Annotated in this window: 18 protein-coding genes; 7 read left to right on the top strand and 11 right to left on the bottom strand. The window is 66.1% G+C overall.

The genetic code is table 11. The annotated features are described in order from the left end of the window. Positions 1-110: 110 nt before the first annotated feature. Positions 111-1,010, top strand: coding sequence for a DMT family transporter (locus tag OIN59_RS06020; RefSeq protein ID WP_274108128.1), 900 nt, complete (start codon positions 111-113; stop codon positions 1,008-1,010). Positions 1,011-1,110: 100 nt separating this feature from the next. Here OIN59_RS06020 and OIN59_RS06015 read toward each other — a convergent pair whose 3' ends face one another. The 3 genes from OIN59_RS06015 to OIN59_RS06005 all read right to left on the bottom strand — a co-directional run bounded on the left by OIN59_RS06015 (position 1,111) and on the right by OIN59_RS06005 (position 5,891). Further along, positions 1,111-3,783, bottom strand: a complete 2,673-nt coding sequence (locus tag OIN59_RS06015) for a bifunctional diguanylate cyclase/phosphodiesterase (protein ID WP_274108126.1) — start codon at positions 3,781-3,783, stop codon at positions 1,111-1,113. Further along, positions 3,780-4,907: a TRAP transporter substrate-binding protein gene (locus OIN59_RS06010; RefSeq protein WP_274108124.1), complete on the bottom strand. Its 1,128-nt coding sequence runs from the start codon at positions 4,905-4,907 to the stop codon at positions 3,780-3,782. The genes OIN59_RS06015 and OIN59_RS06010 overlap by 4 nt, the downstream gene beginning before the upstream one ends. 153 nt (positions 4,908-5,060) lie before the next feature. Further along, complete coding sequence (locus OIN59_RS06005; protein ID WP_274108122.1) at positions 5,061-5,891, bottom strand: SDR family oxidoreductase; 831 nt, start codon at positions 5,889-5,891, stop codon at positions 5,061-5,063. Between the two features lie 64 nt (positions 5,892-5,955). Between OIN59_RS06005 and OIN59_RS06000 the strand changes: the two genes are divergently transcribed. After that, positions 5,956-6,582 (top strand): SH3 domain-containing protein, encoded by a 627-nt coding sequence (locus tag OIN59_RS06000; RefSeq protein ID WP_274108120.1) that lies wholly within the window; start codon positions 5,956-5,958, stop codon positions 6,580-6,582. Between the two features lie 12 nt (positions 6,583-6,594). Continuing rightward, the gene (locus OIN59_RS05995) at positions 6,595-7,629 is read left to right on the top strand and encodes a M48 family metalloprotease (RefSeq protein WP_274108118.1); all 1,035 of its coding nucleotides are present in this window, start codon (positions 6,595-6,597) and stop codon (positions 7,627-7,629) included. A gap of 72 nt (positions 7,630-7,701) precedes the next feature. Here OIN59_RS05995 and OIN59_RS05990 read toward each other — a convergent pair whose 3' ends face one another. The 8 genes from OIN59_RS05990 to OIN59_RS05955 all read right to left on the bottom strand — a co-directional run bounded on the left by OIN59_RS05990 (position 7,702) and on the right by OIN59_RS05955 (position 16,612). After that, positions 7,702-8,601: a DMT family transporter gene (locus OIN59_RS05990; protein ID WP_274108116.1), complete on the bottom strand. Its 900-nt coding sequence runs from the start codon at positions 8,599-8,601 to the stop codon at positions 7,702-7,704. A 189-nt stretch (positions 8,602-8,790) separates the two neighbouring features. Continuing rightward, on the bottom strand, positions 8,791-10,089 hold the full coding sequence (locus tag OIN59_RS05985) for a DUF3422 family protein (RefSeq protein WP_274108114.1): 1,299 nt from the start codon (positions 10,087-10,089) through the stop codon (positions 8,791-8,793). A gap of 119 nt (positions 10,090-10,208) precedes the next feature. Continuing rightward, positions 10,209-11,720 carry a tripartite tricarboxylate transporter permease gene (locus OIN59_RS05980; RefSeq protein ID WP_056060945.1) on the bottom strand — a complete coding sequence of 504 codons (1,512 nt, stop codon included), beginning with the start codon at positions 11,718-11,720 and terminating at the stop codon, positions 10,209-10,211. Between the two features lie 15 nt (positions 11,721-11,735). Next, entirely contained in the window at positions 11,736-12,224 is a 489-nt protein-coding gene (locus OIN59_RS05975; RefSeq protein WP_274108110.1) for a tripartite tricarboxylate transporter TctB family protein, read from the bottom strand. A 198-nt stretch (positions 12,225-12,422) separates the two neighbouring features. Beyond that, positions 12,423-14,216, bottom strand: coding sequence for a GspE/PulE family protein (locus OIN59_RS05970; protein WP_274108108.1), 1,794 nt, complete (start codon positions 14,214-14,216; stop codon positions 12,423-12,425). Between the two features lie 14 nt (positions 14,217-14,230). Continuing rightward, positions 14,231-14,995: a class I SAM-dependent methyltransferase gene (locus OIN59_RS05965; protein WP_274108106.1), complete on the bottom strand. Its 765-nt coding sequence runs from the start codon at positions 14,993-14,995 to the stop codon at positions 14,231-14,233. Then, positions 14,996-15,637 carry a DNA-deoxyinosine glycosylase gene (locus OIN59_RS05960; protein ID WP_274108105.1) on the bottom strand — a complete coding sequence of 214 codons (642 nt, stop codon included), beginning with the start codon at positions 15,635-15,637 and terminating at the stop codon, positions 14,996-14,998. It abuts the gene before it with no gap. Positions 15,638-15,775: 138 nt separating this feature from the next. Then, positions 15,776-16,612 (bottom strand): TatD family hydrolase, encoded by an 837-nt coding sequence (locus OIN59_RS05955; RefSeq protein ID WP_274108103.1) that lies wholly within the window; start codon positions 16,610-16,612, stop codon positions 15,776-15,778. A 139-nt stretch (positions 16,613-16,751) separates the two neighbouring features. Between OIN59_RS05955 and OIN59_RS05950 the strand changes: the two genes are divergently transcribed. Genes OIN59_RS05950 through OIN59_RS05935 form a run of 4 tightly spaced genes read left to right on the top strand, consistent with a single transcriptional unit; the run spans position 16,752 to position 20,899 of the window. Next, complete coding sequence (locus OIN59_RS05950; protein WP_274108101.1) at positions 16,752-17,702, top strand: S1C family serine protease; 951 nt, start codon at positions 16,752-16,754, stop codon at positions 17,700-17,702. A 45-nt stretch (positions 17,703-17,747) separates the two neighbouring features. Further along, on the top strand, positions 17,748-18,764 hold the full coding sequence (locus tag OIN59_RS05945) for an AAA family ATPase (RefSeq protein WP_274108099.1): 1,017 nt from the start codon (positions 17,748-17,750) through the stop codon (positions 18,762-18,764). Between the two features lie 11 nt (positions 18,765-18,775). After that, the gene (locus OIN59_RS05940; protein ID WP_274108097.1) at positions 18,776-19,813 is read left to right on the top strand and encodes a DUF58 domain-containing protein; all 1,038 of its coding nucleotides are present in this window, start codon (positions 18,776-18,778) and stop codon (positions 19,811-19,813) included. A 39-nt stretch (positions 19,814-19,852) separates the two neighbouring features. Then, entirely contained in the window at positions 19,853-20,899 is a 1,047-nt protein-coding gene (locus OIN59_RS05935; protein ID WP_274108095.1) for a VWA domain-containing protein, read from the top strand. Positions 20,900-21,559 lie beyond the last annotated feature (660 nt).

The following is a 21,559-nucleotide window of genomic DNA, read 5'->3' as shown; positions in this document are numbered from 1 at the left end:
CTGCCACGAATCCTGCACGGTTGCCGACGGCCCGCGCGACGCCGGTGTGCGCTGGGGCCTTGTGCCCCGGGCGCAGCAAGGCCCAGCCCGCACCGTTACAGTGCAGCCCCATGACTCAAAAAATCACACCCGGCACGGCCGTGCTGCTGGTGATTCCGCCCTTGCTGTGGGCCGGCAATGCCGTGGTGGGGCGGCTGGTACACGACCTGATTCCCCCCATCACCCTGAACTTCATCCGCTGGGTGCTGGCTTTTGCCATCCTGCTGCCCCTGGCCCAAGGCGTGCTGCGCGCCGACAGCCCCCTGTGGCCCCACTGGCGCCGCTATGCGCTGCTGGGGCTGCTGGGCATCGGGGCCTACAACGCGCTGCAATACATGGCGCTGCAGACCTCCACGCCCATCAACGTGACGCTGGTGGGGTCCAGCATGCCGGTGTGGATGCTGGCCGTGGGTGCCCTGTTCTTCGGGGCGTCCGTCACCCGGCGGCAGGTGCTGGGGGCGCTGCTGTCGGTGTGTGGGGTGCTGCTGGTGCTCAGCCGGGGCGAGTGGTCGCAGTTGCTGGCCTTCCGCCTGGTGCCGGGGGACCTGTTCATGCTGCTGGCCACCGTCTCGTGGGCGTTCTACAGCTGGCTGCTGTCGCGCACCACCGAGCCCTCCAGCATCCGGGGCGACTGGGCCGCGTTTTTGATGGCGCAGATGGTGTTTGGACTGGCCTGGTCGGGCAGCTTTGCGGGGGCCGAGTGGGCCAGCGGACGCACGCACATTGAATGGGGCTGGCCGCTGGCCGCCGCCCTGGCCTTCATTGCCGTGGGGCCCGCCGTGCTGGCCTACCGCTGCTGGGGCGTGGGCGTGCAGCGCGCCGGGCCTGCGGTGGCGGGGTTTTTCATCAACCTCACGCCGCTGTTTGCCGGGGTGCTGTCGGCCGCGTTTCTGGGCGAAACACCCAAGACCTTCCACGGTGTGGCGTTCGCACTGATCGTGGGGGGCATTGTGGTGTCGTCACGGCGCTGAGGCGAGGGATATTTTGAACAATATCCGGCTGTAGCGCTACTCAATATTACCTCCATAGCTACACAAAACATAGCGACAATGGAGCATATGAAAACCCGGTTCAGCCCTGCGTAGCAGCCATGGCGCTGGACTCCATCAGCGCTTCCAGCGCGGCCGCCGGGGTGGGCCGCCCCATCAGATAGCCCTGAAAGTACACACAGCCGTGCCGGGCCAGAAAGTCTTTTTGCGCCACGGTTTCCACCCCTTCGGCGATCACATCCAGCTCCAGGTTGCGCGCCATGCCGAGGATGGTCTGCACGATCACATCGTCGGTGTGTCGCACCCCCAGGTTGCGCACAAAGGACTGGTCGATCTTGAGCTGGTCCAGCGGCAGTCGCGTGAGGTAGGCCAGCGATGAATAGCCAGTGCCAAAGTCGTCCACCGAAAAGCGCACGCCCTTGGTCTTGAGCATGCCGATCTTGGCGATGGTGTCGTCCACGTTGTCCAGCACCAGCGACTCGGTCAGTTCGAGCTTGAGCAGGTGCGGCTTGGCGCCGGTCTCGCGCAGCACCTCCACCACCCGGGCCACAAAGTCGCGCTGGCGGAACTGCCGCGCGCTCACGTTGACCGACACCTGCAGGTGCCGGTAGCGCTCGTCCCCCTGCCAGACAGCCAGTTGCTCGCAGGCGGTGCGCAGCACCCAGTGGCCCATGGGCACGATGAGTTCGCTCTCTTCGGCCACACCGATGAACTCGCCAGGGGCGACCAGCCCGCGCTCGGGGTGCTGCCAGCGGATCAGGGCCTCGGCGCCCACCAAGCGGCCATCCAGGTGGAACTGGGGCTGGTAGTGCAGCACAAATTGCCGTCCGGTGAGCGCTATCTGCAGGTCGCTCTCCAACTGCGCGCGCATGCTGATGACGATCTGCATCTGCGGGTCAAAAAAGCACAGCGCGTTGCGCCCCTGCGATTTGACCTGGTACATGGCGATGTCGGCCTCCTTGAGCAGGTCCACCGACGACTGCAGGGAACCGCCCATCAGCGTGGCACCGATGCTGGGCGTGCTGTGGTGCGCGTTGGCCCCCAGGGTGTAGGGCACGTTGAGCTTGCGCAATATCTTCTCGCCCACGCGGCGCGCCTGGGCGGCGGCCTCGTCGCGGTGGACCGAGAGGTCGCTGAGCATGAGCACAAACTCGTCACCTCCCAGCCGCGCCACGGTGTCCTCGCGCCGCACGCAGGTCTTCAGGCGCTGGGCCACCTGGCGCAGCAGCATGTCGCCCACCTCGTGGCCGCGCGTGTCGTTCAAGGTCTTGAAGTGGTCCAGGTCCAGGAACAGCAAGGCCCCGTACTGCCCGCTGCGCACGCTGGCGGCAATGGCCTGCTGCATGCGGTCCATCAGCAGGCGGCGATTGGGCAGGTTGGTCAGCGGGTCGTAGAAGGCCAGGCTCTCGATCTCTGTGCTGGCCTTGCGCAATGCGGTGACGTCGTGGTAGCTGATGACCAGCCCGCCGTCGGGGGTGCCGCGTTCGGTGATCTGAATGGTGCTGCCGTTGGCGTACGACTGCTCGCGCGGCTCGGGCTGGTGTTTTTGCCGCTGCAGGCGCTGGCTCACCCAGCGCCTGCCCTCGTCATCGGACAGGCGGGGCGCATGGTGCTCCACCGTGGCCTCCAGCAGCGTGCGAAACGGCACCAGCGGCGCGACCACGCCACGCAGCCACGGGAGAATCGTCTCCAGTTGTAGGTTCCACTGCACCACGCGCTGCTGACTGTCGAGCAGCAAGAAGCCACTGACCATGGACTCCAGCGCCTGGTCCAGCGTGGCCTTGGACTGCGCGATGGCCAGGCGGGCCTGGTACATCCGGTCGACATACCGCAACGCCATCACCCCTGCGGCAACGATCATGGCGATGAACAACAAGGTGGTCAGCGCAATGGCATCGCGCTGATTGCGCCAGTCGGCCAGCGCTGCATCCAGCGGAACGCTGGCCGCAATGCGCAGATCCTGGTACAGGATGGGCCGGAACACCACCAGCGACGGGTCCCCGGTCAGGCGCGCCGGAGCCTGCCAGGCCATGCCCTGATCGGCCAGGTCACCAATGGGCGGCGTGAGGGTGGGCGCGGTCATCACGTCTTCGCGGTTAGGCACGCTCAGCAGCAACTGGCCGGTGGCGCGCTCCAGCGTCACCTGCAGTCCGCTGATGTCCACGCCCTGCACCAGCACCGAGCTGAGCGCCGACACCGGCAGCTCAGCCACCGCCACTACGCGCGTGCTGCCTGCCATGCGCAGGTGGCGCGCAAAGTACAGCACCCGCTCGGAGCTGGCAAAGCTCACCACCGGTGCGCTGACCATCAGCGTTGACACCGGTTGCTCCAACACGCTCTCCAGAAAACCGGCGGGCAACTGCACCAACAGGCCTCCGCCAGCCGGGTCGGACGAAGCCAGGGTTTTGCCCGCGCCGTCGAGCACGGCCACGTAGCGCACCATGAGGTTCTGCCGGGCCGACCCACGCAGCCGCTGGCTGGCAGCGTCGGCGTCCACCCACGCCGTCATGACGTTGGACAGCCCCAGCAGCTCGTCCATGCTGGCCAGCAACACGTCCACGGCCAGCAGCGACCGGTTGAGCGCCGCTTCTGCCCCGGCCACAAAACGCGTGGCTTGCGCCTTGCTATCGGCCAGCGCGGTCTGGCGGGCATCCCATGCCAGAGTGCCGGCCACCATCACCACGGCCGCCACAAAAATGGCGCCGCCCGCCCAGACATAGGCCTTGATGCGCGAAGGTGCAGCGAACTCTGTCATTTCGCAGGCGCTGCCTGCAGACCACGTGCTGGCCCGATGGTCTGGTTCCAGACCTGCGCACAGCGGGCGCCGCAACGCTGTACCCAGCGCGGCAACACGGTGGACCCGAGGATCTCCTGGCGACTGCGCTCATCCTGGGGCGACACGGGCACCACCACCATGCTGCCCTTGACACCGCCGTTGCAGGTGGGAGCGCCCCGGTTGCAGGCCAGTCCGTCTGCGGTTTCGCGCTCGGACTCGGCCCAGATCGCAGCCTCCAGGCGAGGCAACTCGCGCGCAAGCAGCGTGCGCAGATCGGCCGGTAGCGCCGCCCAGGCAGCCTGGTTGGCACCAAACACGGCCAGCCCCCAGGTGATGGGCAGGGTGTGGACGTGGGTAGTGAGCGATGGCAGGCCAAGCATGTTGCCCGACATGGTGCCGGTGATCGCGCATTCGGTATTGCCCGCCGTCAAGCTTGGCACGATCTGCGCAAAGCTGGTCAGCACCGGCACCCCGCCCAGGGCCGCTACAAAGTCGGCCTGGCTGGCCGACGACACACGCACCCGTCGGCCGGTCAGCTCTGCCAGCGCACGCAGCGGCTTCTTGCAAAACACGACCTGCGCCGGGTACACGTAAATGGCCAGCGCCTCGACACCATGCTGTTCGCGCAGCGCCTTTTCGAGGTAGGGGCGAAACGCAGCCAGCGTAGTCTTGAGCGTGGCAAGGTCGGGGTTCAGTCCGGCCAGATCGGGCGCGGTGTATTCGGGGTATTGCGCCGTAAAGGAACTCATCAGGGTCGTGCCAAAAGGCACCACGCCCAGCTGCAACAGCCGCAGCATCTCGGCCCCGGGCACGCCAGCCCGGTCAAAGGGCACGATCTCTGCCTGGAAGCGCCCGGCACTCAGGCGCGACAGCTCCTTGGTCCAGAAGGGCTCTTCCTGCCGGACATACTGGCTGATGCCCGCCAGCCCCCCCACGATGCGCAGCCGATAAGGAGCGGCCACTGTCGCCCCCGCACCTGCCCCCGTACCCAGCGTGTTGACCGCCTCCGCGGCCTGCACCCCCCCCAAAGTGCCCAGCGCCAGGTACAGCAGGGCGCCGTAGCGTTTCAGGCGCAGCAATAAAGGGGTGTGAGCAGGGTGCATGGAGGCGGGCAGTGGCAGGCGCTGGCCCGCAGTATTCCACCAATTATTCAGCGCTCCGGTAAAGCTGTCGGCAAAACACCACGGCTGCCCCCGTTCTGCGGAAGCACTGCGCCGCACAGCCCGCCAGCCGGGCCGCGTCGGGCCCGGCCTGCGTCAGAACGTACCAGGGTAGGCACCACCATCGGCCAGCACGTTCTGGCCTGTCATATAGCCTGCCTGCACGCTGCAGAGGAAGGCACAGATAGCGCCAAACTCTTCAGCAGTGCCGTAGCGCCCGGCCGGAATCTGCGCCTGCTGCACGGAGCGCACGTCCTGAACACTCTTGCCCGCCTTCGTGGCGGCAGCGGTCACTGTGGCGGCGAGTCGGTCGGTGTCGAATTTTCCGGGCAGCAGGTTGTTGATGGTCACGCCGCGCGCTGCAATCTTGCTGCGCGACACGCCTGCCACAAACCCGGTGAGTCCGCTGCGTGCGCCGTTGGACAGGCCCAGGATGTCGATGGGCGCCTTCACGGCGCTGGAGGTGATGTTGACGATGCGGCCAAACCCGCGCGCGGCCATGCCGTCCACCGTGGCCTGGATCAGCTCGATGGGAGTCAGCATGTTGGCGTCCACCGCCTTGATCCAGGCATCGCGATTCCAGTCCCGGAAGTCGCCGGTTGGCGGGCCGCCCGCGTTGGTGACCACGATGTCAAAGTCCCGCCCCGGGCCACCCGCCACCGAGAACACCGCTGCACGCCCTTCGGGGGTGGTGATGTCAGCGGCCACGGCCAGCACTTGCGGTTGGGTGCCATTTTGGCCACTAGCGCCTGTTCTATTTGCGCCTTCAGCTATCAAATGAGTAGCAGCTTGATTCAGTGCCTCGGCGCTGCGGGCATTGATCACCACGTTGACGCCCTCACGCACCAGCGCCTGTGCGCAGCCATAACCCAGCCCCTTGCTCGCGCCACACACCAGCGCCCATTTGCCTGCAATACCCAAATCCATAACAATCTCCGGTTTTCGCGCTGCGCACTGCAGCCACAACAAATCATAAGTGGAGAGTTACCAAATGATCCGGCTGCACTGCAGAGCCCTGGCCCCCTGGCTGGCATCGGCCGCGATGGCGCTGCTGCCACTGTTTGCCGCCACAGCACATGCGCAGGAAGCAGCCATGGTCAAACGCGCCACCCAACTGCGCGACAGCCCCGCAGAAAATGGCGCCAGCGTGGCGCCCCTGGAGGCCAACTCCGTCGTCACGCGCACCAGCGAGCGCAAGGGCCCCTGGACCAAGGTCAGCACGGCACAAGGCGCCACCGGCTGGGTCCACATGTTTGACCTGGGGCCCCAGTCGGGCGCGGCCCCCGCTACCAGCAACGCTGCCACCAGTGGCATGCGCGGCCTGGGTAGCCTGTTCGGCGGGAACAGCGGTGGCACCACCACCGCCACCTCCACCGTGGGCATCCGAGGTCTGGGCGCCGAAGACATCGCCAAGGCGCAGCCCAACCCTGCAGCTGTGAGCCAGGCCGAAGGTCTGCGCGTCAACGCCGACCAGGCCCGTCAGTTCGCCAACAATGCCGCGCTGCAACCACGCAACGTGGCCCCACTGGCCGAGCCGCCCCGCCCCTCCTCCAGCAGCGGACCGGGTGCGACAGGCTCGTCCAACAACCCGTCCGACCCCAATTTCAGCCCCAACTGAACGAGAGCTGCCATGCGCCTGCCCCAATCCCCCGCTCGCACCCGGCTACTCGCAACGGCCTGCACAGCCCTGGCCCTGACCCTGCTGCCGAGCCAGGGGCAAAGCCAGGGTGTCATGAATCTGCTCAATGCCCTGGGCGGCGGCAGCACCAGCAACACCGGCGGCGGCCTGCTGGGCGCCATCACCGGTGGGGGCAGCCCCGCAGGCCAGGGGGATGACCTCATCAGCATGCTCACCCGTTCGGTCGAGAGCATCGACGAGCCCCGTGAGATCGAAATCGGCCGACAACTCTCGGCCGTGCTGCTGGGCAGCAAGCCCTTGCACCCGGACATGGCCCTGCAGCGTTACGTGAACCAGCTCGGGCGCTGGATCAGCCTGCAATCGCCCCGCCCCCATCTGCCCTGGACCTTTGTGGTGCTGGACGACCCGGGCTACAACGCGTTTGCGGCACCGGGCGGCTATGTTTTCGTGACCAAGGGACTGATCGACCGCTGCGCCGACGAGGCCGAACTGGCGGGCATCCTGGCCCACGAAATCACCCACGTCACCGCTAAGCACCACCTGCTGGCCATTCGCAAGACGGCGCAGTCGGGCATGCTGACCCAGTTGGTGGCGTCGCAGATCAGGACCAACGCCGTGGGCAACGTGGTGGCCTCGCAGTTTTTGGCACTGGGGCGCAACCTGTACGCACGCGGCCTGGACCAGACCGATGAGTACGATGCCGACCGCACCGGCGTGGCCCTGGCCACCCGCGCTGGATTCGACCCGTATGGACTGGTGTCCGTGCTGCAACAGCTGCGCACAGCCACCCCCGACAACCCGGCATTCACCCTGGCCCTGGCGACCCACCCACCCGCCCAGGCGCGCCTGGAGCAACTGGAGTTGGCCATGGGCAAAAACCTGGACAGCTTCACGGGTGCGGCACCGGTGACGGTGGCCCAGCGCATGAGCCCCAAGGCCGCCCCGACAGCCGTGACGGAGCCCTCTCCCGCAGCCCCCGCCAACGCGCCAGTCCGCAAGGCGGCACCCAAGAAAAAAACGTCGTAGAGCCTGTTTACGACTTCTCAAGGCGGCACTTGGCGCCTGGAACAGATCGCTATAGCTCTGTGACAACGGCCATCAGGCCCTGCGCGCCATGCGGGTGAAGGTGAAGATGCCCACCACCACCAGCGCCGTACCCGCGGCCACCCACACCGTGAACGGTTCGCCCAAAATCCACACACCCATGAGGATGGTGGACAACGGGCCCACCATGCCCGTCTGCGCGGTCATGCCCGCTCCAATGCGCTCAATGGCCATCATCACCATCAGCACCGGCGCGGCCGTGCACAGGGTGGCGTTGAGCACCGACAGCCAGATCACCTCCGGAGCCACCACTGCCGCACTCAGCGGCCGCAGCACCACAAACTGCAACAGGCAGCACAGGCACGCCACCGTGGTGGCCAGGCCCACCAGCCGCAGTGCGCCGAGGCGTTGCACCATCTCGCCGCTATAGACTAGGTAGATGGCGTAGCTCACCGCGCTCAGGAACACCAGCAAGGTGCCCCAGGCGGCGTTGGCACCCTGCAGGTTGGCCTCGTGGCCAAACACCAGCACCACACCGCTGTAGCTCACCAGCATGCCTGCAGCCTGCGCCCAGCGGATACCGCGGCCATACAGCAGCCAGCCCAGCAACACGACCAGCGTGGGGTTGAGGTACAGGATGAGCCGCTCCAGGCTGGCACTGATGTAGGCCAGCCCTGCAAAGTCGAGAAAACTCGCCAGGTAGTAGCCGGTGACGCCCAGGCCCAGCACCCCCAGCCAGTCCTTGCGGGTGAGCGGCGCCTTGCCCCGGCTGGCCCACCAGGCCATCACGGCAAAGATGGGCAGCGCAAACAGCATGCGGTACATGATGAGCGTGACCGCATCCACCCCGTAGCGGTAGGCCAGCTTGACGATGATGGCCTTGCCGCTGAATGCGATGGAACCGAGGAATGCCAGCACGAGGCCGGACGCAATGCTCTTCTTTTCAGTGGTCACGGGTATGAAGGGGCGCGATGCGCCCGCTGGAATGTCTGCCCACCAGGCGCTACCGGAAAGCAGCCCCCAGTGTGACACGACAGGGCTGGCGCGGGCCATCGAACCTCTGCGCGGGCGCCCCCTTCATCAACGATGGCTGCGTGGCTGAACCTGCTCCGTGCCGCCCGACGGATCGCCGGGTCTACCGCCTCAGCGGTGCTTGTGGAACACCCGCTGGTGCAGCCGCCGCAACGACCACCACACCCCCACCGCGACCACCGGTATCGCCAGGGCAGCCGTCGTCTCTGCCGACAAGGGCCACCCGAGCTTTTGCGCGCCCTTGGCCAGATAGCTCACCAGCCCCACGATGTAATAGGTGATGGCCGCCACGGACAAGCCCTCCACCGTGGACTGCATTTGCAGTTGCAGATCCTGCCGGTGGTTCATGGTGGTCAGCAGCGCCTGGCTGCTTTGCTGCTGCTCGATCTCCACCCGGGTGCGCAGCAGGTTGCTCATGCGCGACACGCGCTGCGACAGCGCATCTTGCCGACGGGTTGCCCACTCGCAGGTGCTGCGCGCTGGGGTGAGGCGCCGGTCCATGAACTCGCGAATGGTCTGCATGCCCGCCAGGCGCGACTCGGCAATGTCCTGGATGCGGCGGTCCAGCAATTCAAAGTAGGCGCTGCTGGCCGAGAAGCGCGAGTGCGTGGCCGCATACTGACTCTCCACCTGTCCGGCCAGACGCGTCAGCCGGTCAAGCAAGGCGGGCTCGTCGTCTCGGTTGGCCGTGCGGATGGCCTCGGCCAATGCCGCCAGTTCGCGCTCGGCAAAGGCCAGCACGCTGGCGGCCTCGCGGGCGGCAGGCAGGCCCAGCAAGGCCGCCATGCGGTAGGTCTCGATCTCCAGCAGACGCTGCACCAGGCGCCCCAAGCGCCGTGGTGTCATGCCCCCTGCCAGCAGTACCATGCGCGAAAAGCCGTCGGCATGGATCGCAAAGTCGGTGTACACCTCGCCATGCCCGTCGGCCACGGTGGACGCCACCAGCGTGTCTTCATACAGCACATGCTTGACCAACGAACCCGAGCCGAAGGTGTGTGTGGGCAACACCCACAGGTTCAAGCTGCACAGGCACTGGCCAGGCAAGGCGGCTAGCCAGTCGTGGGGCACTGAGTCCACCGCGCTCGCAGGCTCGCGTTCGCCAAAGGCCTCCACAGACGCCGGGGCCATGAAGGTCCAGGTGACGAATTCGGTGTGCAGTTCCCAGCGCATCCTGAAAGCGCCCAGGTCCATCCGCAGATGGGTGGTCTGGGCATCCGGCAGCGCCATGTGGTGGTCCCGCAGCAGCGCGGCCACATGGGCCCGGCTGGCCTCGCGCCCGGCAGCATCGGCCAACATCACGATGTGGGCGATGGCCAGGGGGGCATTCATCGCCTCGGGCGGGCGGGCATGAATTTCGTTGTGCAGCATCACCCGATGGGGGTGCTGCGTGGGGAGAAAGGGTGTGGACATGCGGACCTCTGCCCGCCATTGTGTACTGGCAGCAGCGGTGCAATGTGGACGCCACTACCCAAAAAACAACGGCACCCGAAGGTGCCGTTGGTCAGGGTGGAAAAGTCAATCGGGACAGATCAGTCTTCCACGAACGCTTCTTCGCGCTTGTTCTTCACAGAAGGCAGCAGCACGATGATGAGCAGCAGGGCCGCAGCCGCCAGCAGACCGGCCGACAACGGACGCGTGACAAACACGCTCCAGTCGCCACGCGACAGCAGCAGCGCACGGCGCAGGTTTTCTTCCATCATCGGGCCCAGGATGAAGCCCAGCAGCAGCGGTGCAGGTTCAGTGCCCAGCTTGTGGAAGATGTAGCCAATCAGGCCAAACGCGCCCACCATCCAGATATCGAAGGTGTTGTTGTTGGTGGAGTACACACCCACCGCACAAAACAGCACGATAGACGGATACAGCCAACGGTAAGGCACGGTCAGCAGCTTGATCCAGATGCCGATCAGGGGCAAGTTCAGAATCACCAGCATCGCATTGCCGATCCACATCGAGGCGATCAGGCCCCAGAACAGCTCGGGATTGCTGGTCATCACCTGGGGACCAGGCTGGATGTTGTGGATGGTCATGGCACCCACCATCAGCGCCATCACGGCGTTGGGAGGAATACCCAGCGTCAGCAGTGGAATGAACGAGGTCTGCGAACCTGCGTTGTTGGCCGACTCGGGGGCCGCCACACCGCGGATGTTGCCTTGACCGAAGGGCACTTCGCCAGGACGCAGCTTGGTCTTCTTTTCCACCGTGTAGGCAGCAAAGGCCGCCAGCAAGGCACCACCACCGGGCAAGATACCCAGGGCAGAACCCAGTGCCGTGCCACGCAGTACAGCGGGGATCATGTTCTTGAAGTCTTCCTTGGTGGGGAACAGGCCTTCCACCTTGGCAGTGAACACCTCGCGCTCATCGTCGGGACGCGACAGGTTGGCAATGATTTCACCGTAGCCGAACACGCCCATGGCGATGGTCACGAAACCAATGCCGTCGGTCAGCTCAGGGATATCGAAGCTGAAACGTGCCACCCCCGAGTTCACATCGGTACCCACCAGGCCCATCAACAGACCCAGCACGATCATGGCCACGGCCTTGAGCAGCGAGCCCGAGGCCAGCACCACGGCGCCAATCAGACCCAAGGTCATCAGGGAGAAGTATTCGGCAGGGCCGAACTTGAAGGCAACTTCGGTCAGTGGAGGCGCAAAGGCCGCCAGGATCAACGTACCCACACAGCCCGCGAAGAACGAACCCAGGCCTGCAGCCGCCAGCGCCGGCCCCGCTCGCCCCTTGCGTGCCATCTGGTAGCCGTCAATCACGGTCACCACCGACGAAGACTCGCCCGGCAGGTTCACCAGAATGGCGGTGGTCGAACCACCGTATTGCGCGCCGTAATAAATACCGGCCAGCATGATCAGCGCGGCCACTGGGGGCAGTGCGTAGGTGGCAGGCAGCAGCATGGCGATGGTCGCCACTGGGCCGATACCGGGCAACACGCCAATCAGCGTGCCGAGCAAACAGCCCACAAAGCAGTAGATCAGGTTCTGGAAGGTGAAAGCAACACCAAAACCCAACGACAAGTTGTTAATAAGATCCATGGTCGGTGCTCCTGCTTAACCTGCGATGAAACTCGGCCACACAGGAAACTGCAGCTTGAGCGCCCACACAAAAGCCACGTAGCTGCCAATGGCGAGCACGGTGGCCAATACGAATACGGCCTTGGCGTTGAACTCATTGCCAGCTAGGCTGGAGATGAAGGTCAGCGCATAGATGCCCACGATGAGCCCCATGGCCGGGATGCCCATGCTGGGCAGACCGCCCAGCAGAATGCCGAAGGCAAAGTTGGCGGCCAGGATGAAGAACAGCGGCTTCCAGGCCCACTTGCCGATCTTGTCGCCATCGGCGGTTTCCACGGTGAGCGCCTTGAAGGTGATCACGCTGCCGATGATGGCCAGCAAGATCCCCAGCAACAGCGGGAAGTAGCCGGGCCCCATGCGTGCACCCGTACCCACGTTGTAGGTGGTGGCGCCCCACGCAAATGCGATACCGACGCCCATGAACATGAGCCCGGACGCAAAGTCTTTGTTACTCTTGATTTTCACGAATTGTCTCCTTGACGGAATTCTCGACTGCGCGATTGTGCTGGCAAGGCGGGGGCGATGCGATGTGGATTCCACCTACATCCGGTAACGCCCAGCCCCCTGACGGCGGGACAAGTCACCAAAGAGACCGTCTCAGAAACAAAAAAGAAGTCGGGAAGGAGAAGACTGCCCCGCGCGCAACCTCGCCCGCCCTGTTGCTCACTCCAGGGGCGGCGTGGCCGCTATCACCTCTTCCATGGTGGTCAGGCCCTCGGCCACGCGCAGCGCGCCCGCGAGGCGCAGGGGGCGCATGCCATCTTGCACGGCCTGGCGGCGCAGTACATCGATGGAAGGCGCCTGGGTGATCTTGTCCTTCAACGCCTCGCTGACGGTGAGCAGTTCATACAACCCCATACGGCCCCGAAATCCACCCATTCGGCAATCCACACAGCCGACCGGCTTGTAGGGGTGGTAGCTGCCGCTGATCTTCCAGGGCTTGACCACCTCGGTCAGGGCTTCGCGGCTCGCGGCCTCATCCTTTTGTTTGCACTGCTTGCACAGGGTGCGCACCAGCCGCTGGGCCAGCACGCCCAGCAAGGTGGCATTGAGGAGGTACGACGGCACACCCAGCTCCATCATGCGGGTGATGGCGCTGGGGGCATCGTTGGTGTGCAGGGTGGAGAACACCAGGTGGCCCGTCAGCGCCGCCTGGATGGCCATCTCGGCGGTCTCCAGGTCGCGGATTTCGCCCACCATGATGATGTCCGGGTCCTGCCGCATCAGGGCACGCAGGCCCTCGGCAAAGTTGAAGTCGAGCTGCGGCTGCACCTGGGTCTGGTTGAAGCTGGGCTCGATCATTTCGATCGGGTCTTCCACCGTGCTCACGTTGACCTCTTCGGTCGCCACGCGCTTCAAGGTGGAGTACAGCGTGGTGGTCTTGCCCGAGCCCGTGGGGCCGGTCACCAGGATGATGCCGTGCGGGCGCTTGACCAACGCCTCCCAGCGCTGCGCATCGTGCTGCGCAAAGCCCAGGGCATCAAGGTCCTTGACCGCGTTGTCCGGGTCAAAAATGCGCATGACCATCTTTTCGCCAAACGCAGTGGGCAAGGTGGACAGGCGCATTTCCACCTCTTCGCCCCGCTGGTTGCGGGTCTTGATGCGGCCGTCCTGGGGGCGGCGTTTTTCCACCACATCGATACGGCCCAGCAGCTTGATGCGCGCCACCATGGCGTTGTGCACGCCCATGGGCATCTGGTAGACCGGGTGCAGCACACCATCGATGCGAAAACGAATCACGCCCTGGTCGCGGCGCGGCTCCAGATGAATGTCGCTGGCGCGCTGGTCAAACGCGTACTGCCAGAGCCAGTCCACCACCTTGACCACGCCCTGGTCGTTGGCGTCGAGCTGCTTGTTGCTCTTGCCCAGCTCCACCAGTTGCTCAAAGCTGTTGCCCCCCGAACTGCCCCCCGCCTTTTGTGCCGCGCGCACCGACTTGGCCAGCGCAAAAAACTCGGCCGTAAAGCGATGAATGTCCTGTGGGTTCGCCACCACCCGGCGCACCGAGCGGCGCGACTGCCGCTCCACCTCGGCCACCCAGTCGTCGATGAATGGCTCGGCCGTGGCCACCACCACCTCTTTGCTGGTCACCTGCACGGGCAGCACCTTGTGGCGCTCCGCGTAGGTGGCGCTCATGGTGTCGGCCACGCGGCCCACGTCCACCTTGAGCGGGTCGATGCGCAGGTATGACAGGCCCGCGCGTTGCGCCAGGTACTCGGACAGCGACTCGATGTCGAGCGGCTTGCCGTCGCTGGCGCGCTCCATGGCCACACTGGCCAGACGCACCAAGGCGTGCTGGGAGCTCTCGGCCTGCGAGCAGCGGGCAATGGTGCGCTGCGCTTCCTCTCGCGAAATCACCTTGTCATCACTGAGCCACTGCACCATGCGGCGCCAGTCCACTGGACCGATGTACGAAGCCGATTTCAGCCGGTCAGGCGTCACGACAGGAGCATTCATTGCAAGATTTCCTCTCAGGGGTTCACCGGCTTGAACACCCGCAACCATTTGGTGGTGGGCAGGTCCCAACGCGCCTGGATGGCCTCGGCCCGCTCGGCCAGCTCCGCACGCTTGGGGCGCGTGGGGGTACGCTGCGCCAGCACCACGGTGTTGCCTTCGCGCGTGGGCTTGAACGCCCACAGCGCGCTGTCGCCAAACGCCTGCGCCATGCTCTGCAGGCTGCGGTCATAGCTTGACGCACGGCCAAACAGGTTGACCGTCATGCAACCCGTCTCGGTGAGCAGAGCGCGGCAGTCGGCATAAAAGTCAGGGCTGTCGAGCACGGGGGCGGCTGCCTCGTGGTCATACAGGTCCACAGCCAGGGCATCCACCGTGCCCTGCCACATGGGGTTCTGGATCTCCTTGGCCGCATCGGCCAGCACCACACGCAGCTTGGGGCCGTCGGGCGGCAGCTTGAACCACTGGCGGCACACGGCCAGCACCTGCGGGTTCAGCTCGATGGCGGTGGTGCAGATGCGCAGCTTCTTGTGGCAGAACTTGGTGATGGCCCCGGCCCCCAGGCCCAGTTGCATGGCATGGCCTTTGGACACCTGCGCCAGGTCGGCAAACAGCAGCCAGGCCATCATGCGCTGCACATATTCCAGCTCCAGGGCAAAGGGCTCGTCAATGCGCATGGAGCCCTGGATCCAGGGCGTACCCAGATGCAGGTGGCGCACTTCGCCGTCGTCGGACACGCTGACTTCAGGCAGCTCTTGCAAGGTTTCTTTTTTTCGGGCCATTCACAGCAATCCATGCCGGGCCATGACATCGGCCCAGGCGGTCAATTTACGTTCAAAACTCCAGGAGGCGTTGGCCGGGCTGGTCGATGGCAGCCGGACCGCCTCCACGGGCCGCGCGCCAGACAGCGCCAGCGCACCCCCCGCATCATGCGGCAAGAGCGATGCCTGCCCGGCAGAGCCCAGCCCAGCGAGTACCGCCTGGGCGTGCCGAAAGCTCTCCGCACCGTTGTGCGCCAGCACCGCCAGTTGGGGGCAGGCGCTGCGCAGCGACGCAAAGTCGTTGAGCCGGGCGTGGCGAATGCTGGTGTCCAGACTGCCCTCGCGCTCACAGCTTTGGTACACATCCCACAGGCCCAGGCCGCGCGCCAGCAACCAGGCGCAGCGGTCGGGGTAGCCATCCGGCCCCGCCGGGGGCAAGGGATGCTGTGGCCACAGGGCCTGCAGGATCTTCCAGAAATGGTTCTGGGGGTGGGCGTAATACTGACGCGCCTGCAACGACGCAACCCCAGGAAAACTGCCCAGCACCAGTACCACGGTGTGCGCACCGGCCACCGGAGCCAGACCGTGCCAACGCACTGCCTGCCCACCGGCATCGGGGTTGAAGGCCGGGGATAGACCGGCGGCGGCGGGGGCTAGGGGCATGGTGCAATTTTGGGCCCAAAGGGCAGCCGCCCCCATCCTGCTACACAAAAAAGATAGCTGTCGGCCCTTTGCCACATTGCGCCAATCTCCTAAATTTCTCCTGATTGATGCCCCTGCCGATCTCCTCCATCGATCCAGCTATGGCCGCCCGTCCGCCAGCAGCCGCTCCAACCGAGGCAACGCAGCCACGGCGTTGGCCCAGGTGCTGCGGGCCAGCGCCTGCAGTGGCTGGCCGCGCAGTTCGGACACCACGGCCGCGATGCGCGGTAGCTCCTCCGGGCTGTTGCGGCCCTGTGCCTGCCCTGTGGCGCGCTCTGCGGCAGTGGTGTACAGCCAGTGGGGTGGAATGTCGGGCGCGTCGGTTTCCAGCACCAGCGCATCCCCCGGCAGCTCGGCCGCCAGGCGACGCAGTTGCAGGGCGCGGTCGTAGGTCACCGCACCGCCAAACCCCAGCTTGAAGCCCAAGGCAATGAACGCCTGTGCCTGCTGCAGGCTGCCATTGAAGGCATGTGCAATGCCACCACGCACGGGCAGGTCCCGCAGGCCCTTGAGCAGCTTGTCGGCCGAGCGGCGCACATGCAGGATCACCGGCAGGTCAAACCGCCGGGCCAGTTGCAGCTGGGCACGGTAAAACCGCTCCTGCCGCACGGGGTCGAGGCCCGGCACAAAGTAGTCCAGGCCAATCTCCCCGATCGCCACCAGGCGCGGGTCCGCATGGTGCTGCTCCAACCGCTCGGCCAGATGCTGCAGGTCGTCGTCCTGCGCACGCGCCGTGTACAGCGGGTGAATGCCCAACGCATAGCTGTCGCCGTGCTGATGCGCCAACTGGCGCACGGTGTGCCAGTTGCTGCGCTCCACCGCCGGGATCACACAGTGGCACACCCCCTGGGCCGCCGCCTGCGCACGCACCGCGCTGCGGTCGGCATCGAACTCGGGCGCATCGAGGTGGCAGTGGGTGTCAATCCAGGCGGTCATGCGCCGATGATGCCCGATACAGCCTACGGGGCCGACGGGCCTGCGGGCCTGTGTAGCCCTGCTTGTGCATTTGCGGGCAAACCGTGCTACCGTCATTTGCGTGCGCCAGCCCCTGGCGTGTACGAGCAAAGGTGACAGGATGCCCCGGCCCGCCCTCTACAGCAGCTCCCGCCCCGCCCGCAACCGCACGCCTGCGGCGGTGGATGCCACCGAAGCTGCGGCACCTGCCGCCCCGCATGCGGACGACGCGCCACTAGCGTCGAGTGCGGCCACCGCCGCACACCCCGCCCTCCAGCCTCCGGCATTCAAGCGCCAGTTGGTCGCACTGTGGACCATCGTGGTGCTGTTGGCGGCCCTGCTGGCGGCCAGCACCTGGCAGCACACCCGCAACACCCCCCGCAAGATCACCCAGGACGACGTCGACGCTGCCGTGCTGCGCACGCTGGAGACCACCACCCCGCCCTCAGCCGCCGCGCGCGCCGTGGAGAGCATTGGCCCCTCGGTGGTGCGCGTGGTGGGCTACGGGCGCAGCAAAAACGGCAAGGAAGAGGTCGAGCGCGGCATTGGCACGGGCGTGGTGATCGTGGACAAGGGCGTCATCCTGACCAACCTACATGTGGTGGCGGGCGCTGACCGCATCCGCATCACCTTCCACGACGGGCTGGAAACCACGGCCAGCATCACCGGCGCGCAGCCCGAGAACGACCTGGCCGTGCTGCAGGCCCACAAGGTGCCCGACGACCTGGAGGCCGCCACCCTGCGGTCCACCCAGAACCTGCGTCCGGGCGACCATGTGGTGGCCGTAGGCTTTCCCTTCGGCATCGGCCCCTCGGCCTCGGCGGGCGTGGTGTCCGGCCTCCAGCGCGAATTCACATCGCCCGAGGGCAAGCGCCAGCTCAGCAACCTGATTCAGTTCGACGCAGCCGCCAACCCTGGCAACTCTGGCGGCCCGCTGGTGACGCTGGACGGCGAGGTGGTGGGCATCGTCACCGCCATCCTCAACCCCACGCAGGCGCGCACCTTCATCGGCATCGGTTTTGCGGTGCCCATCGAAAACGCAGCGTCTGCCATCGGCATGCCACCGTTCTGACCGCACCCCGCCCCACCATTCCCATCCGCCATCGCAAGGAGCACCATGTCATCCAGCACGTCGCCCAATGCATCGAATGCCGCCACCGCCACGCTGATGGAACAGGTGCTCTACGAGGTCAAACGCGTGGTGGTCGGGCAAGACCGCTTTCTGGAGCGCGTCATGGTCGCCATGCTGGCCCAGGGCCACCTGCTGGTCGAAGGCGTGCCGGGCCTGGCCAAGACGCTCACCGTGAAAACGCTGGCCAGCACCATCCAGGGCAGCTTCAAGCGCATCCAGTTCACGCCCGACCTGGTGCCCGCCGACCTGGTGGGCACGCGCATGTACAACCAGAAGACCGGCGAGTTCAGCACCTCGCTGGGCCCCGTCTTTACCCACCTGCTGCTGGCCGACGAAATCAACCGCGCACCCGCCAAGGTGCAGAGTGCGCTGCTGGAGGTGATGCAGGAGCGCCAAGTGACCATTGCGGGCGAGACGCACAAGGTGCCCGAGCCCTTCCTGGTGATGGCCACACAAAACCCCATTGAGACCGAAGGCACCTACGCGCTGCCCGAGGCGCAGGTGGACCGCTTCATGATGAAGGTGCTCCTGGGCTACCCCACCGAGGAGGAAGAGTTCGTGATCGCCCAGCGCGCGCTCGATGTGCCCGTGCAGGTGCTACCCGTGGCCACCACGGTGCAGCTGGCGGCATTGCAGGCCGAATGCCGCACGGTGTATGTGGACCCCTCGATGCTGCAATACGCCGTGAAGCTGGTGGCCGCCACGCGCGAGCCTGCGCGCCATGGCCTGAAGGACCTGGCCGGCTACATCAGCTGCGGCGCCAGCCCGCGCGCCACCATTGCCCTGGCCGAGGGCGCGCAGGCCCTGGCCATGCTGCGCGGGCGCAACTATGTGCTGCCCGAAGACATGACCGACCTGGCCGCCGATGTACTGCGCCACCGCGTGGCGCTGTCGTACGAGGCGCTGTCCGAGGGACTGGATGCCGACGCGCTCATCCAGCGCATCATGGCCAAGATCCTGGCACCGGCGCGCCCCTTGCACCACGAACAAAAGGCCGCTTGAGTCCACCCGCCATGACCAGCAAGCCGCACGAAACCTCCGCCACGGTGCACACCCTGCCCACGCTGCCGGGGCAGGCCGACCGGCTGCTGCGCGAGCTGGAGTGGAAGGTGATCCGCCGCCTGGACGGCCTGCTGCAGGGCGACTACCGCACGCTGATGCGCGGCACTGGCCTGGACCTGACCGACCTGCGCGAATACCAGCCCCACGACGACGTGCGCCACATCGACTGGAACGTGACCGCGCGGCTGAACACGCCCCACGTGCGCGTATTCACCGAAGACCGCGAAATGTCGGCCTGGTTTCTGCTGGACCTGAGTCCGTCCATCAGCTTTGGCCCCACCGGCCATGCCAAGCGCGACATCCTGACCGGCTTTGTGGCCGTGCTTTCGCGTCTGCTCACCCGCCACGGCAACCGTGTGGGCGCTGTGTTCTACGGCGGCGCCAGCCCGCAGGCCGAACGCGCAGTGGACGCCGTGCTGCCCCCGCGCAGCAGCCGTGCCCATGTGCTGCACCTGGTGCACAAACTGCTGCCCCCCAAAACCCCCGTGCCGCAGCACAAGACGGGTGGTGGGGCCACCGAGCTGCACCGGTTGCTGCAGACAGGCCTGGCCACGCTCAAGCGCCGGTCCACCGTGTTTGTGGTGTCCGACTTCATCAGCGCGCCCGGATGGGAAAAGCCCTTGGCCCAGTTGGCCAAGCGGCATGACGTGGTGGCCGTGCGCCTGCTCGACCCGCTGGAGCTGGAGCTGCCCGACGTGGGCCTGGTCACGCTGCGCGATGCCGAAAGCGGCGAGCAACTGCAGGTGGACACCCACGACGCGGGCTTTCGCCGCCGCTTTGCCCAGCTGGCCGCCGACCGCGAGGCCGCGCTGCGCGAAGGCCTGACCCGCGCGGGCGCAGACACGCTGGAGCTGTGCACCGACGACGACCTGGTCGATGCCCTGCTGCGCTTCATGGACCTGCGCCAGCGCCGGGTGCGGGCGCACAGCAACCATCTCGTCCCCGCATCGGCATCCGCAGGCCCAGCCGCACAGGCTACTGCCGCCTGATCAACCGCCCAACGCCCCAAGCCACCAAGGACACACACCATGGTTTTTCTCTGGCCCACCCTGCTCTGGCTGCTGCTGGTTGTGCCCCTCTTGGTACTGCTGTACTGGTGGCTGCTGCACCGGCGCAAGAAAACAGCGCTAACCTACTCCAGCCTGTCCCTGGTGCGCGAGGCCATGGGCCCCGGCCAGCACCTGCGCCGCCACATCCCGCCCGCGCTGTTCCTGCTGGCCCTGGTGGCACTGCTGCTGGCTGCCGCGCGCCCGCTGGCCGTCATCACCCTGCCGTCGCAGGACCAGACCATCATGCTGGCGATGGACGTGTCGGGCAGCATGCGCGCTGCCGACGTAGAGCCCGACCGCATCACCGCCGCCCAGAACGCCGCCAAGGCCTTCATTGCCGACCTGCCGCGCCATGTGCGCGTGGGCATCGTGGCCTTTGCGGGCAGCGCCCAGCTGGCCCAGCTGCCCACCCAGAGCCGTGAAGACCTGGTCAAAGCCATCGACAGCTTCCAGCTGCAGCGCGGCACGGCCACGGGCAACGGCATCATGCTGTCACTGGCCACGATCTTCCCCGACGCGGGCATCGACATCGCCGCCCTGGGCGGCCGCCAGGCCATGCGCCCGAAGCCCATCGAAGAGCTGGGCAAGCAACAGGACCCCGCCAAGACGTTCACGCCCGTGGCACCGGGCTCGTACAACTCGGCCGCCATCATCATGCTGACGGACGGCCAGCGCACGACGGGTGTGGACCCACTGGAAGCCGCCAAGTGGGCGGCCGACCGGGGGGTGCGGGTGTACACGGTGGGGGTGGGCACGGTGCAGGGCGAGACCATTGGCTTTGAGGGCTGGTCGATGCGGGTACGGCTGGACGAAGAAACCCTGAAGGCCGTGGCCGCGCGGACCCATGCCGAATACTTTCATGCGGCGACGGCAGCGGATCTGAAGAAGGTGTACGAGACGCTGAGCTCGCGGCTGACGGTGGAGAAGAAGGAGACGGAGATTTCTTCTTTGCTGGCGTTGTTGGGAGCGGTGCTGGCGTTGGTGGCGACCGGGTTGTCGGTGTGGTGGTATGGGCGGGTGATGTGATCTTTTTTTGGTGATTTTGGCTGAATACGCTAGTGGGATATGCGCTCGCCGCTATTGATTTTGTAGTGTTTGGTTGCGTGCGCTGATATGGCCGCATGCCTGTGTTGAGGGCGGAGGCCGGGAGTCGCCCGGCATGCGAGTCCCTTTCTTTCGCGTCGCCGAAAGAAAGGAACCAAAGAAAGGGCGACCCCACTGTCTGCGTCCCCGCCGCTGCGCGCCGGGGCAACCTGCGGTGCTCGGGTTTGGCGGGGTCTCGCTCGAACTCGCTTCGTTTCACTGCGCTCAAACAATCGCGAGCCCTGATCCGCCAAACCCTGCGCTCCTCGGCGCAGCCAGAGGGGCAAGGGGACCCAACATCCACACGGGCCATTGCTTCGCTGGGCCCAGTTTGCGCAGCGCGTGGCGCTTGCGCCCGCGAGGCGGGGCCGAGCGAAGCAATGGCCCGTGTGGATGTCCGGCTGTTCGGCTGTCCCACCCCTGCTGGCTGCGCCTGCGGCGGGGCGGTTGCGGGGTGGCACGCGCGTCGGAGCGCGCGTGCGTCGTGATCTGACTCGCCGCAGTTGTCTGAACGGAGCTGCAACGCAGCGCAGTGTGTTCTTCGGCGCACCCCGCAACCGCACCGACGCAGGTTGCCCCATCGCACCGCGAAGGGGTCGCAGA

It is taken from the genome of Acidovorax benzenivorans (genome assembly GCF_028680575.1).
In the GTDB taxonomy this organism is placed as follows: domain Bacteria; phylum Pseudomonadota; class Gammaproteobacteria; order Burkholderiales; family Burkholderiaceae_C; genus Acidovorax; species Acidovorax benzenivorans.
The sequence above is the reverse complement of the archived record's forward strand: the minus strand, read 5'-3'. Positions and strand labels throughout refer to the sequence as shown.

What these genes read in the sequence shown, in the direction of transcription:
- OIN59_RS05970 (WP_274108108.1), bottom strand. Translation starts at nt 14,216, where the DNA reads ATGAATGCTCCTGTCGTGACGCCTGACCGGCTGAAATCGGCTTCGTAC.
- OIN59_RS05995 (WP_274108118.1), top strand. Translation starts at nt 6,595, where the DNA reads ATGCGCCTGCCCCAATCCCCCGCTCGCACCCGGCTACTCGCAACGGCC.
- OIN59_RS05955 (WP_274108103.1), bottom strand. Translation starts at nt 16,612, where the DNA reads ATGACCGCCTGGATTGACACCCACTGCCACCTCGATGCGCCCGAGTTC.
- OIN59_RS05960 (WP_274108105.1), bottom strand. Translation starts at nt 15,637, where the DNA reads ATGCCCCTAGCCCCCGCCGCCGCCGGTCTATCCCCGGCCTTCAACCCC.
- OIN59_RS06015 (WP_274108126.1), bottom strand. Translation starts at nt 3,783, where the DNA reads ATGACAGAGTTCGCTGCACCTTCGCGCATCAAGGCCTATGTCTGGGCG.
- OIN59_RS05980 (WP_056060945.1), bottom strand. Translation starts at nt 11,720, where the DNA reads ATGGATCTTATTAACAACTTGTCGTTGGGTTTTGGTGTTGCTTTCACC.
- OIN59_RS05950 (WP_274108101.1), top strand. Translation starts at nt 16,752, where the DNA reads ATGCCCCGGCCCGCCCTCTACAGCAGCTCCCGCCCCGCCCGCAACCGC.
- OIN59_RS06020 (WP_274108128.1), top strand. Translation starts at nt 111, where the DNA reads ATGACTCAAAAAATCACACCCGGCACGGCCGTGCTGCTGGTGATTCCG.
- OIN59_RS05945 (WP_274108099.1), top strand. Translation starts at nt 17,748, where the DNA reads ATGTCATCCAGCACGTCGCCCAATGCATCGAATGCCGCCACCGCCACG.
- OIN59_RS05985 (WP_274108114.1), bottom strand. Translation starts at nt 10,089, where the DNA reads ATGTCCACACCCTTTCTCCCCACGCAGCACCCCCATCGGGTGATGCTG.
- OIN59_RS06005 (WP_274108122.1), bottom strand. Translation starts at nt 5,891, where the DNA reads ATGGATTTGGGTATTGCAGGCAAATGGGCGCTGGTGTGTGGCGCGAGC.
- OIN59_RS06000 (WP_274108120.1), top strand. Translation starts at nt 5,956, where the DNA reads ATGATCCGGCTGCACTGCAGAGCCCTGGCCCCCTGGCTGGCATCGGCC.
- OIN59_RS05940 (WP_274108097.1), top strand. Translation starts at nt 18,776, where the DNA reads ATGACCAGCAAGCCGCACGAAACCTCCGCCACGGTGCACACCCTGCCC.
- OIN59_RS05935 (WP_274108095.1), top strand. Translation starts at nt 19,853, where the DNA reads ATGGTTTTTCTCTGGCCCACCCTGCTCTGGCTGCTGCTGGTTGTGCCC.
- OIN59_RS05965 (WP_274108106.1), bottom strand. Translation starts at nt 14,995, where the DNA reads ATGGCCCGAAAAAAAGAAACCTTGCAAGAGCTGCCTGAAGTCAGCGTG.
- OIN59_RS06010 (WP_274108124.1), bottom strand. Translation starts at nt 4,907, where the DNA reads ATGCACCCTGCTCACACCCCTTTATTGCTGCGCCTGAAACGCTACGGC.